Source organism: Rhodoferax sp., from assembly GCF_023701345.1.
Lineage (GTDB): Bacteria > Pseudomonadota > Gammaproteobacteria > Burkholderiales > Burkholderiaceae_C > Rhodoferax.
In genome coordinates this window covers 1-11,552 of the sequence record NZ_JAMPXE010000108.1, presented here as the reverse complement: position 1 = coordinate 11,552, position 11,552 = coordinate 1, and the positions used below count along the sequence as shown (strand labels likewise).

Here is an 11,552-nt window from a genome sequence, read left to right as displayed (position 1 = left end):
CGGATGGCGCGGTGCAACTGATCAACCGTGAAAAAGCCGTGTTGATCGACATTTGCGAACCCAACGAATTTGCCGCGGGTCACGCGATCGGTGCCAAAAACATCCCAATGGGGCACTTGGAAGCCAAGTTGCCCACCACGGTCAAGAATAAGGCCTTGCCAGTGATTCTGGTGTGCCAGTCGGGTGCGCGCAGCAGTCGGGCTCTGGGCATTGCCAAAAAGTTGGGCTATGAGAATGTGCAGTCACTGGCCGGTGGCATGGGCGCCTGGCGCTCGGCCAATTTGCCGGTAGAAAAAGCCTGAACCGGGGAGACCAAGATGCAGGCCGTCAAGATGTACACCACCGCCGTTTGCCCTTACTGCATTCGCGCCAAACAACTCCTCAAAGCCCGTGGCGTTGAGCAGATTGAAGAAATCCGCATTGACCAGCTTCCCGTTGAGCGCGACCAGATGGTGGCCACCACCGGGCGCCGCACCGTGCCGCAAATTTTCATTGGCAGCACCCATGTCGGCGGCTGCGATGACCTGGTGGCGCTGGACGCCAAAGGCGGCTTGATGCCGCTGTTGCAAGCGGCCTGATGAATTTATTTTTTTAACTGAAAGACTCCCATGGCTGAAACCCAAGACCCCATTTTTCAAATTCAACGCGTCTATCTCAAAGAGGCCTCGCTGGAGCAACCCAACTCGCCAGCGATTTTGCTGGAGCAGGAGCAGCCCACGGTCGATATCCAGTTGGGTGTCAATGCTGCCCCGGTGGCAGATGGCGTGTTTGAGGTGATGGTGACCGCCACCGTGCAGACCAAAATCAAGGACAAAACCGTGTTTTTGGTCGAAGCCACCCAAGCGGGCATTTTTGAGATACGCAACCTGCCGCCAGAACAAATGGGCCCGATCATGGGCATTGCCTGTCCGCAAATCGTTTACCCCTACCTGCGCGGCAACGTGGCTGATCTGATCCAGCGCGGCGGCTTTCCGCCCGTACACCTGTCAGAAATCAACTTCCAGGCCATGTACGAGCAGCAGCAGAGCGCGCAGGCGGCTCAAGCCGAGCCCACGCCGGCACAGTGATTTTGATCAGCCGACCTGTGCTTGCTTTCATGGTCCTGGCCTGAGCTCAGATGAAAATCATTGTGCTAGGCGCTGGCGCCTGGGGGACCGCACTGGCGGCAAGCGTTTCCAGTCAGCCCGACTCGCATGCGGTGACACTGTGGGCGCGTGATACCGCTCAGGTCGGCCTGCTGCAGGCGCAGCATGAAAACAAGCGTTATCTACCGGGCGTGCGTTTGCCGCCAGCGCTGGCTTTCAGTGCGGCTCCCCTGACCGAACTCAAGGCCTTGACTTCCCGCGCCGATCTGGTGGTAGTCGCCACGCCGATGGCCGCCTTGCGGCCCATGCTGACGGTGTTGGCATCTTGTCCGGCACCGGTGGCCTGGGTCTGTAAAGGTTTCGAGGCGCCTCTGGCCGGCGCAATTGGCCTGCTCGCCCATGAAATTCAGGCCCAGGTCGCGCCTGACCTGAAAGCCGGTGTCCTGAGTGGTCCCAGCTTTGCGCTTGAGGTGGCACGGGGTCAACCCACCGCCCTGGTGGCAGCCAGTCTGCATGAGTCGGTGCGCCAGGCCCTGGTGGACGCCTTTCACGGCCCCACGTTGCGGGTCTATGCCAACGACGACATCGTGGGCGTGGAAGCGGGTGGTGCCGTCAAAAACGTACTGGCCATTGCCACCGGCCTGTGTGATGGGCTGGGGCTGGGGCTCAATGCCCGTGCCGCCCTGATCACCCGGGGTCTGGCAGAGATGACCCGCCTCGGGCTGGCGCTGGGTGCCCAGGCCACCACGTTCATGGGCTTGAGCGGCTTGGGTGACCTGGTGCTGACTGCCACCGGCGACTTGTCGCGCAACCGGCAGGTCGGGCTGGCGCTGGCGCAAGGCCAATCACTGGCGCAAGCCACGGCCGCGCTGGGCCATGTGGCCGAGGGCGTTTACAGCGCCCGCACCGTGGTGCAGCGCGCCGCGCACCTGGGCGTGGACATGCCGATCGCCGAGGCCGTGGTGGCCTTGCTGGATGGCCAGTTGACGCCGCAACAGGCGGTGGCCGACCTGATGGGCCGCGAGCCAACCGTTGAGCAACTTGACGTGGCATCCTGAAATTGAGCGTATAAACCGGGACACTTTGACATGACTGCTTACTCTGATTTTTCTCCCGCCTTTGTGGCTGAACTCGCAATTGCCGATGTCGCCAGAGCGTTTCAGGAAGATGTGGGCGACGGCGACCTGACCGCGGGCCTGGTGGACCCGAAGTTGCGCGCCCGTGCCCGCGTGGTGGCGCGTGAGAGCGCCGTGATCTGCGGACAGCCCTGGGCCGAGGCCGCCTTGCGCCAGATGGACCCCGAAGTCGACATCTCCTGGCTCGTCCCCGAGGGCCATCGCTGCAATGCCGACCAGGTGGTGCTGGAAATTCATGGCCAGGCCAGGGCCTTGCTGACGGCCGAGCGCACCGCCCTGAATTTTATGCAATTGCTCAGCGCCGTCGCCACCAAAACCAGCGACTACGTGCAGGCCATCAGCGATGTGCCAGGCAGTCAGGCCCGCATTGTCGACACCCGCAAAACGCTGCCCGGTTTGCGCCTGGCGCAAAAGTACGCGGTCCATATTGGCGGCGGGCTCAACCATCGGCTGGGCCTGTATGACGCGGTCCTGATCAAGGAGAACCACATTGCCGCAGCCGGTGGCGTAACCGCTGTGTTGCACAAAGCCGCCTTGGTGGCGCCGCAGGCCCGTTTTGTCGAGATCGAGATCGAAACCCTGGCGCAATTGAGTGAGGCACTGGATGCTGGCGCTGGCATGGTGTTGCTCGACAACATGGGTTTGTCCCAGTTGCAAGAGGCGGTGCAACTCAATGCCGGGCGCGCCATTCTGGAGGTGTCGGGCGGGGTCAACCTGTCGTCGGTGCGCGCCATTGCGTCTACCGGCGTGGACCGCATTTCAATCGGAACCTTGACCAAAGACATCATGGCGGTTGATTTTTCAATGCGTTTTGCCACCGAAGCGCTATAAACGACACAGCTTGATTTTTCAGAACCGGGAGGCACCATGAACACGGCAGTGAAAGAAGTTGACTACGAGCAGCCCCTAACCGATGCCAGCGGCTCGGTCTGCGCCACCAAACACGCCTGGGCACGGGTGCCCGAAGAACCCAGCCGGGCTGAGCGCGCTGCCCTGAAAGACAAGATCCGCCGCCTGCTCAAGGAAAAAAACGCGGTCATGGTGTCGCATTACTACGTGCACCCCGACCTGCAGGATCTGGCCGAAGCAACGGGTGGCCTGGTAAGCGACTCGCTGGAGATGGCGCGTTTTGGCCGCGACCATTCGGCGCAGACGCTGGTGGTCTCGGGCGTGCGTTTCATGGGTGAAACGGCCAAGATCCTGTCGCCTGAAAAGCGTGTGCTGATGCCCGACCTCGAAGCCACCTGCTCGCTCGACCTGGGCTGCCCGGCAGAAGAATTCAGCGCCTTTTGCGATGCCCATCCCGAGCGCACCGTGGTGGTGTATGCCAACACCAGCGCGGCGGTCAAGGCGCGCTCGGACTGGCTGGTCACGTCCAGCTGCGCGCTCGACATCGTGCGAGCGCTCAAAAACAAGGGCCACAAAATCCTGTGGGCGCCCGACCGGCATCTGGGTGGCTACATCCAGCGTGAAACCGGTGCCGACATGCTGATGTGGAACGGCTCATGCATCGTGCACAACGAGTTCAAGGCCATTGAACTGCAAAGCCTGATGCAACAGCACCCGGGTGCCAAGGTGCTGGTCCATCCCGAGTCGCCGGCCGAGGTGGTGGCGCTGGCTGACGCAGTCGGCTCGACCTCGGCCATTCTGAAAGCCGCCCACGACATGGACGCCAGGGAGTTCATTGTGGCCACCGACAACGGCATGATGCACAAGCTGCGCACGCTCAACCCCGGCAAGCTGTTTCTGGAAGCTCCCACCTCGGGCAACAGCGCCACTTGCAAGAGCTGCGCGCACTGCCCCTGGATGGCCATGAACAGCCTGGCTGATGTGGTCCGGGTGCTGGAAACTGGCACCAACGAAGTGCAGGTTGATCCCGCGATCATTCCCCGGGCAAGATTGCCGATTGACCGCATGCTGGCGTTCACCTCGGCGCTCAAGGGGGGGCACGACGCCGGCAGCCTGGTGCCCAACATCGGCGCCGCCTGAGGCTGTTGGTGTTCTGTGGGGTCGACTTCAGTCGACCTGGCGGCTTGAACCCGCCCTGAATCAGCGCCGCGAAGCCGACACCCAAATGCCGCCCACGATCAACAAAAACGCCAGGGCGTGGTACAGACGCGGCATCTCCCCCAGAAAAGCTGTTGACAGCACGGCGGTAAACAAAGGCGTCAGGTTGATGAAAAACCCGGCCACCGACGGACCCACGCGCGCCACCCCGGCACCGTAGGCGCGGTAGGCCAGCAGCGCCGGGCCAATGGCAATGAACAGCAAGGCCAATGCCAGGCCCCAACTCCAATCCAGCCGTCCCCAGCCCAGCGACCATTCCGCGCCCGCCGACAGGCCCGACCAGACCAGCCCAAAGGCAATTTGTGCCAGCAAAAAGGCCGACCAATTCCGTTTGATCCCGGCCGGCTCGGTGGTCGGGTGGGCCAGCATCCAGCTGTAATAAGCCCAGGCGGCAGAGGCGACCAGGATATAGATGTCGCCCGGCACCAGACGCACTTGCATCAGCACGTCAAGTTGGCCCCGGCTCAACACCAGCAATACGCCGCTGATCGACAGCAATGCGCCCAGCCATTGTTTGCCAGAGATCCGGATGCCGAAAAAAGCGCGGCCCATCAGTAGCGTCCAGACCGGCGTGCTGGCGCCCACCAGGGTCACGTTGATCGGGGTGGAGGTGTTGAGCGACAGGTAAAGCAGCGCGTTGTAGCCGCCAATGCTCAGCAATCCCAGGACCGCAAAACGCCGCCAACTGGGCCACAGGCTGCTGCCCCGGCTCAGCACCGGCGCAGCCAGTGGCAACAACAACACAAAGGCAATGGTCCAACGCAGCAGGTTGAGCGTCATGGGCGAGGCCAGCGGGGCGACCAGGCGCCCCACCACGGCGTTGCCGGCCCAGAAGATGGGCGGCAGGGTCAGCAATAGGATGGTGCTGAGGCTAAGTTTGGCATGCATGGGCAAGACTGTAACAAGGCTTGGGGTTATGCCGGATGCCTTTGTGACAGCTTTTACGGCCTAATCATGGCAACATCATGCCAACTCAACTTTTCAGGAATCCGAAAAATGACAACGACTTCATCACGCGCCATTCGCATTGACCAGCACGGTGGTCCCGAGCAGCTCAAGCTGGTGAGCGTGAACGTGGGCGAGCCCGGCCCTGGCGAGATTCGCATCCGCCACCATGCCGTGGGGCTGAACTTTATTGATGTCTACCAGCGCAGCGGCCTCTACCCCATGACCTTGCCGCAGCAACTCGGCATGGAGGCGGCTGGCGTGGTGGAAGCGGTGGGCGAGGGCGTGACGCACTTGCAGGTCGGCGACCGGGCCGCTTATGCCAGCCAGCCACCTGGCAGCTACTGCGAGCTGCGCGTGATGCCGGCCAAATGCGTCTGCAAGCTGCCCGATGCCATCAGCTTTGAAACTGGCGCGGCCATGATGCTCAAGGGCCTGACCGCGCAGTATTTGCTCAAAAAAACGCAACCCCAGGGCGGTTTGCAGGCGGGTGACTTTGTACTGTTTCACGCGGCGGCGGGCGGGGTCGGCCTGATTGCCTGCCAGTGGGCCAGGGCGATGGGCCTGCAATTGATTGGCACGGCAGGTTCGGATGCCAAATGCGCGCTCGCCAAAGCCAATGGCGCGGCCTTTGTCATCAACTACGCCAGCGAAGACTTTCTGGCGCGCGTCAAGGAAATCACTGGTGGCAAAGGCGTCAAGGTGGTGTATGACTCGATCGGCAAAGACACCTGGGACAAGTCGCTCGACTGCCTGGCGCCGTTTGGCCTGATGGCCAGCTTTGGCAATGCCTCAGGCCCGGTGGCGCCGTTTGCGCCGGGCATCCTGGCAGCCAAAGGCTCGCTGTATGTGACGAGGCAGACGCTGTTCACCCACATTGTGACCCGTGAAAGCACGCAGGCCATGGCGGATGATCTGTTCGAAGCCGTGACCAGCGGCAAAGTGCAGATTCACATTGACCAGCGCTACCAGCTTGAAGACGTGCAGCAGGCGCACCGCGATCTGGAGGCGCGCAAGACCACCGGTTGCAGTATTCTGACCTTGTGAGGGTGAGCAGCGTCGCGCGCGCCGCCTGGTCAAACCAAGGGCCGGTTCAGCACAGCGACCGACGGGCTCAAGCCGCTGTGGGCGGCGCAGGAGGGGATGTAGAAGCTTCCTGTGCCGAGTGGCGAAGCCGGCTGGGCTCCAGCGCGCCGGCCGAATCCAGAATGGGGTAGGCGATCGACGAAATGTGCGAGTTGATGCGCTTGAAGTCGCTGATCAAATCAAGATGCAGCGAGCTGGTTTCGATACTCTGCAGCGTGTTGTCCGCCAGGCGGGTGATATGGTTGGCCGAGTAGATCAGTTCCATGTCGCGAAAGCGGGTTTTTTCTTCCAGCAGTTTGCGGGCGTCGGACAGGTTGCCGTTCAGGAACACGCTCATGCCCAGTTGCAGGTTGTCTACCAGATGGCCGTGCAACTGGATGATTTCGGCCATGCCGGCCTCCGAGAAGTTGCGGCCTGCCTTGATTTTCTTTTTTTCAATGTCACCCAGAATGCGCTCGATGATGTCGCCAATTTGCTCCATGTTGATGGTGAAGCTGATGATCTCGGCCCATCGGTGACCCTCTTTTTCGCTGAGTGATTCGCGCGACATTTTCGTCAGGTAATACTTGATGTCAGAGTACAGGCGATCAACCGTGTCGTCCATTTTCTGCAGCGACTGGGCCAGCGCCAGGTCATTGTTCTTGATCACGTCGAGCACGCCACGCAGCATGGTTTCCACCACATTGGACTGGTGCATGGCTTCTCGTACCGCGCAGGCCAGTGCCACCGAAGGCGTGGCCAGTGCCGAAAGATCCAGATGCTGCTGACGGCCGTTGAGCTGGTTGTCGGGCGTTTTGGGCAGCAGGAAGACCACCCAGCGCGCCACCATGGGCGTCAGGCCGATGAAAACGGCGGCGACAAGGACATTGAACAAGAGATGAAACAGCACCACGCCCATGGCCGCATCCGTCACGACCGGCTGCACATGACGCAGCCACAGGCCGGACAGGGGGGCCAGCAGCGCCACCCCCAGCAGCTTGAATACCAGATTGCCCAGCGGCACCTGGCGCTCCTCGATCGGGGAGCGCAAGGTGGTCAAAACCGCCAGCAAGCCACTGCCCAGGTTGGCACCCAGGACCAAACCCAGCGCCACATCGACCGTGACTACGTGGGAGCTGGCCAACGTGGCGGTCAGCAGCACAATGGCCAGACTGGAATAGCTCATCACCGATAAAAATGCCCCGACCGTGATTTCCAGCATGCGGTCGCTGCCCAGGGTTCCCAGCAGGGCACGCACCTCCTGGGCCTGGGTGAGTTCATTGGCCGATACCGTCACCAGGTGGAGCGCCAGCAGCATCAGGCCCAGGCCGATCAGGATACGTCCGACATAACCCACGTTGCTGGACTGGCGGGCAATGAACAGAACCACTCCGACAAAAATGAACAATGGCGATAGCCACGACAGGTCACGCGAGAACAGGACGGCCATCAGGCTGGTGCCCATGTCGGCGCCCAGCATCACCGCCAGGGCTGCAGGCAAGGTCATCAGCCCCTGGCCGACAAAACTTGAGACGATCAGTGCCGTGGCGGTGCTTGACTGCAGCAGTGCCGTGACACCAATGCCCGAAGCCACCGCGCTGAGTCGTTGCTTGACGCCCTGCGCCAGGATCCGGCGCAGATTGGCACCCAACACGCGCAGTGTGTCCTTGCGAACCAGATGGGTGCCCCATACCAGCAGGGCGATGGCGGCCAGCAGATTCAGTAGATGGGTCATGCAATCTCTTGTTAACTGCCTGGATGTGCACTCAGCGCCCGCGCCGCACCCGCAGCAATTCATCCAGGATCAGGCAGGCGGCGCCGACGGTGATGGCGCTGTCGGCCACATTGAAGGCCGGAAAGTGCCAGCCGCGCCAGTGAAAGTCCAGAAAGTCCACCACATAGCCGTACAGCACGCGGTCGATCACGTTGCCCACGGCGCCACCCAGAATGCTGGCGATGGCAAAGGCAAACAGGGTTTGCCCTGCATGCTTTTTGAGCAGCCACACCATCAGCAAGGCGGCCCCGATGCCAATGGCGGTAAAAAACCAGCGCTGCCAGCCGCCGGCGCCGGCCAGAAAAGAAAACGCCGCGCCGCTGTTGTGCACCCGCACAATGTTGAAGAACGAGGTCACTTGGGTGCTGTCACCCAACTGGTAGTAGCCCAGGACCAGCACTTTGGTGAACTGGTCGGCTATCAGCAGCAACAGGGCCCAGCCGAGCCAGGCCAGCAGACTGACGCCGGCGGGGGTGAACGGTTTGCGCGCCATCAGGCCACCGTGCGGGTTTCGCCCGCGCCAAACAAGTTGCTGGTGCAGCGGCCACACAGGGTGGGATGGGCGGTGTCGACGCCGACATCGTCACGGTAATGCCAGCAGCGCTCGCACTTGACGCCGCTGGAGGTGCTGACCTGGATGGCCAGGGCCTCACCCGCATGCAGCTCAATGGCGGAGGTGATGAAGACAAATTTCAGGTCTTGCCCCAGATTCGCCAGCAGGGCGTGGTCATCGGGGCCGACGGTCAATGTGACGTTGGCTTGCAGCGACGAGCCCAGCTTGCCGTCGGCGCGCAGCACTTCAATTTCCTTGTTGACGGCGTCGCGAATGTCGCGGATGCGCGCCCACTGGGTCAACCGTGCCGTATCGACTTCTGCCATGGCCACATAGCCGTCCAGGAAAATGGATGCGCGCGTCGCCACCGGCGTTTTGCCTGAGTCACCCAGCACGCCCCAGGCTTCTTCGGCGGTGAAGCTCAGGAAAGGCGCCATCCAGCGCAGCATGGCCTGGGTGATTTGCCACAGCGCCGTTTGCGCACTGCGCCGTGCCAGCGATTTTGGCGCGGTGGTGTAGAGCCGGTCTTTCAGGATGTCGAGGTAGAACGAGCCCAAATCTTCCGAACAGTAAATCTGCAGCTTGGCCACCACCGGGTGGAATTCATAGACCTCAAAATGCGCCAGGATGTCGGCCTGTAATTGTGCCGCACGGCTCAGGGCGTAGCGGTCGATTTCCAGCATCTGGTCCGGCGGCACCGCATCCTGTGCCGGATCAAAGTCGCTGACATTTGCCAGCAAAAATTTCAGTGTGTTGCGGACGCGGCGGTAGGTGTCGACCACGCGCGCCAGAATCTTGTCGTCCCCGGCAATGTCGCCCGAGTAGTCGCTGGCGGCCACCCACAGGCGGATGATTTCGGCGCCGAGCTTCTTGCTGGTTTCCTGCGGGTCGACGCCGTTGCCGGCGCTCTTGCTCATCTTGTGGCCCTTGCTGTCCACCGTGAAGCCGTGCGTCAGGATGCCTTTGTAGGGCGCGCGGCCATACATGGCGCAGGCCGTCAACAGGGACGAGTGGAACCAGCCGCGGTGCTGGTCGTGGCCTTCCAGATAGAGGTCGGTTTCCGGGCCGTCTTCATGGCCGCTGCCGGGGTGGGAGCCCTTGAGCACCGTGGTGTGGGTGGTGCCGGAGTCGAACCAGACCTCCAGAATGTCGCTGCTCTTGGTGTAGCTGGGTGCGTCTGCGGCACAGCCCACGCGCGCCAGAATTTCTTCGGTGCCGGCCTTGCTCCAGGCCTCGATGCCACCGGTCTCGACCATGTCGGCGGCCAGGTCCAGAATCTCCATCGTGCGCGGGTGCAGCTCGCCCGAATCCTTGTGCAGGAAGAAGGGCAATGGCACGCCCCAGCTGCGCTGGCGGCTGATGCACCAGTCGGGCCGGCCGGCGATCATGTCGCGCAGGCGCACCTTGCCGTTCTCGGGATAAAACGCGGTGTTTTCAATCGCTTCCAGTGCAATCTTGCGCAGCGACTGGGGTGCCTTGTCCTTGGTGAAAACGCCAACGCCCTCGTCCATGCGGATGAACCACTGGGCGGCGGCGCGGTAAATGACCGGCGTCTTGTGGCGCCAGCAATGCGGGTAGCTGTGCACGATGTCAGTGGTGCAAAAGAGGCGGCCGGCATCGCGCAGGGTGTCGATGATGACCGGGCAGGCTTTCCAGATGTGCTGGCCGCCAAACAGCGGGAAATCAGCGGCATAAGCGCCGTTGCCCTGCACCGGGTTCAGGATGTCGTCATAGGCCATGCCGTGGGCGACGCAACTGTTGAAGTCTTCCACACCGTAGGCGGGCGCCGAGTGCACGATGCCGGTGCCGTCGGTGGCGCTGACGTAGTCGGCCAGGTAGACCGGGCTCAAGCGGTCATAGCCAGCGTCGACATGGGCCAGTGGGTGCTTGAAGTGGATGCCGCCCAAGGCTTTGCCGTTGGCCGTGGCCAGCACGGTGCCGGTCAGGCCAAAACGTTCCAGGCAGGCGGTCACGAGGTCCTGGGCCAAGACCAGCAGGCCGCGTTCGGTCTCGACCAGCGCATAGGTGAGTTCGGGATGCGCGTTGAGCGCCTGGTTGGCCGGAATGGTCCAGGCGGTGGTGGTCCAGATGACCGCAAACGCGTCTTTGGCCAGCGCATCGAGTCCAAAGGCACTGGCCAGTTTGGCGGGCTCGGCGCATAAAAAGCCCACATCGAGGGTTTGTGATTTTTTGTCGGCGTATTCAATTTCGAATTCGGCCAGGGATGAGCTGCAGTCAAAACACCAGTACACGGGTTTGAGGCCACGGTAGACAAAACCGCGCTCGATCACGCGCTTGAAGGCGCGGATCTCATCGGCCTCGTTCTTGAAATCCATGGTGCGGTAGGGATGGTCCCAGTCGCCCAGCACGCCCAGACGTTTGAAGTCTTCGCGCTGCAGGTCGATCTGCTCGGTGGCGTAGGCGCGGCTTTTGGCCTGCATGTCGTCGCGCGCCAGTTTGCGGCCAAACTTCTTTTCAATCGCGTTCTCGATCGGCAGGCCGTGGCAGTCCCAGCCGGGGATGTAGGCCGCGTCCATGCCCTTGAGCTGGCGCGCCTTGACGATCATGTCTTTCAGGATCTTGTTGACGGCATGGCCCATGTGGATCTGGCCGTTGGCGTAGGGCGGGCCGTCGTGCAGCACAAACTTTGGACAGCCGCAGCGCGCTGCGCGCAGCTTTTGGTACAGGCCTTTGTCCTCCCACTGCTTGACCCATTGCGGCTCACGCTTGGGCAGGTCGCCGCGCATCGGGAATGGCGTGTCGGGCAGGTTCAGCGTGCTGCGGTAGTCGGCTTTGCCGGCGGGGCCGACGGCATCAGGTGTCTTAGTGGTCATGGTGGCGCAAGGTAGCAAAGTAGGCACGGGCGTGCTCGCAGTCCTGACGGATGCCAGCGGTCAAAGCGTCCAGGGAGTCGTATTTGAGTTCGT

Annotated in this window: 12 protein-coding genes; 7 read left to right on the top strand and 5 right to left on the bottom strand. The window is 62.0% G+C overall.

Translation table 11 applies throughout. The features are described from left to right. The 6 genes from NDI87_RS13460 to nadA all read left to right on the top strand — a co-directional run. On the top strand, positions 1-302 hold a 302-nt coding region (locus NDI87_RS13460; RefSeq protein WP_296275856.1), incomplete at its 5' end, for a rhodanese-like domain-containing protein. 15 nt (positions 303-317) lie between these two features. Next, positions 318-578, top strand: a complete 261-nt coding sequence (grxC, locus tag NDI87_RS13455; protein WP_296275855.1) for a glutaredoxin 3 — start codon at positions 318-320, stop codon at positions 576-578. Between the two features lie 30 nt (positions 579-608). After that, a complete protein-coding gene (gene secB, locus NDI87_RS13450; protein WP_296275853.1) occupies positions 609-1,067 on the top strand; it encodes a protein-export chaperone SecB in 459 nt (152 codons plus the stop codon). Between the two features lie 50 nt (positions 1,068-1,117). Beyond that, the gene (locus tag NDI87_RS13445) at positions 1,118-2,143 is read left to right on the top strand and encodes an NAD(P)H-dependent glycerol-3-phosphate dehydrogenase (protein WP_296275852.1); all 1,026 of its coding nucleotides are present in this window, start codon (positions 1,118-1,120) and stop codon (positions 2,141-2,143) included. A gap of 30 nt (positions 2,144-2,173) precedes the next feature. After that, complete coding sequence (gene nadC / locus NDI87_RS13440) at positions 2,174-3,052, top strand: carboxylating nicotinate-nucleotide diphosphorylase (protein WP_296275850.1); 879 nt, start codon at positions 2,174-2,176, stop codon at positions 3,050-3,052. A 36-nt stretch (positions 3,053-3,088) separates the two neighbouring features. Then, positions 3,089-4,210, top strand: a complete 1,122-nt coding sequence (gene nadA / locus NDI87_RS13435) for a quinolinate synthase NadA (RefSeq protein ID WP_296275849.1) — start codon at positions 3,089-3,091, stop codon at positions 4,208-4,210. A gap of 60 nt (positions 4,211-4,270) precedes the next feature. On the opposite strand, the gene NDI87_RS13430 is transcribed toward nadA, so the two are convergent. Beyond that, positions 4,271-5,176 (bottom strand): DMT family transporter, encoded by a 906-nt coding sequence (locus NDI87_RS13430; protein ID WP_296275848.1) that lies wholly within the window; start codon positions 5,174-5,176, stop codon positions 4,271-4,273. Between the two features lie 108 nt (positions 5,177-5,284). Between NDI87_RS13430 and NDI87_RS13425 the strand changes: the two genes are divergently transcribed. Next, the gene (locus NDI87_RS13425) at positions 5,285-6,280 is read left to right on the top strand and encodes a quinone oxidoreductase (RefSeq protein ID WP_296275846.1); all 996 of its coding nucleotides are present in this window, start codon (positions 5,285-5,287) and stop codon (positions 6,278-6,280) included. Positions 6,281-6,347: 67 nt separating this feature from the next. Here the strand turns inward: NDI87_RS13425 and NDI87_RS13420 are convergent, their stop codons facing one another. From NDI87_RS13420 to NDI87_RS13405, 4 genes are all read right to left on the bottom strand, one after another. Further along, on the bottom strand, positions 6,348-8,033 hold the full coding sequence (locus tag NDI87_RS13420; RefSeq protein ID WP_296275844.1) for a Na/Pi cotransporter family protein: 1,686 nt from the start codon (positions 8,031-8,033) through the stop codon (positions 6,348-6,350). A 31-nt stretch (positions 8,034-8,064) separates the two neighbouring features. Beyond that, positions 8,065-8,565, bottom strand: a complete 501-nt coding sequence (gene lspA, locus NDI87_RS13415; RefSeq protein WP_296275842.1) for a signal peptidase II — start codon at positions 8,563-8,565, stop codon at positions 8,065-8,067. After that, entirely contained in the window at positions 8,565-11,459 is a 2,895-nt protein-coding gene (gene ileS, locus NDI87_RS13410) for an isoleucine--tRNA ligase (protein ID WP_296275840.1), read from the bottom strand. The genes lspA and ileS overlap by 1 nt, the downstream gene beginning before the upstream one ends. After that, on the bottom strand, positions 11,449-11,552 hold a 104-nt coding region (locus NDI87_RS13405; RefSeq protein WP_296163400.1), incomplete at its 5' end, for a riboflavin kinase. The genes NDI87_RS13405 and ileS, both read right to left, overlap by 11 nt.

Coding starts and splice junctions, on each gene's coding strand:
- grxC (WP_296275855.1), top strand. CDS start 318: ATGCAGGCCGTCAAGATGTACACCACCGCCGTTTGCCCTTACTGCATT.
- secB (WP_296275853.1), top strand. CDS start 609: ATGGCTGAAACCCAAGACCCCATTTTTCAAATTCAACGCGTCTATCTC.
- NDI87_RS13445 (WP_296275852.1), top strand. CDS start 1,118: ATGAAAATCATTGTGCTAGGCGCTGGCGCCTGGGGGACCGCACTGGCG.
- nadC (WP_296275850.1), top strand. CDS start 2,174: ATGACTGCTTACTCTGATTTTTCTCCCGCCTTTGTGGCTGAACTCGCA.
- nadA (WP_296275849.1), top strand. CDS start 3,089: ATGAACACGGCAGTGAAAGAAGTTGACTACGAGCAGCCCCTAACCGAT.
- NDI87_RS13430 (WP_296275848.1), bottom strand. CDS start 5,176: ATGCATGCCAAACTTAGCCTCAGCACCATCCTATTGCTGACCCTGCCG.
- NDI87_RS13425 (WP_296275846.1), top strand. CDS start 5,285: ATGACAACGACTTCATCACGCGCCATTCGCATTGACCAGCACGGTGGT.
- NDI87_RS13420 (WP_296275844.1), bottom strand. CDS start 8,033: ATGACCCATCTACTGAATCTGCTGGCCGCCATCGCCCTGCTGGTATGG.
- lspA (WP_296275842.1), bottom strand. CDS start 8,565: ATGGCGCGCAAACCGTTCACCCCCGCCGGCGTCAGTCTGCTGGCCTGG.
- ileS (WP_296275840.1), bottom strand. CDS start 11,459: ATGACCACTAAGACACCTGATGCCGTCGGCCCCGCCGGCAAAGCCGAC.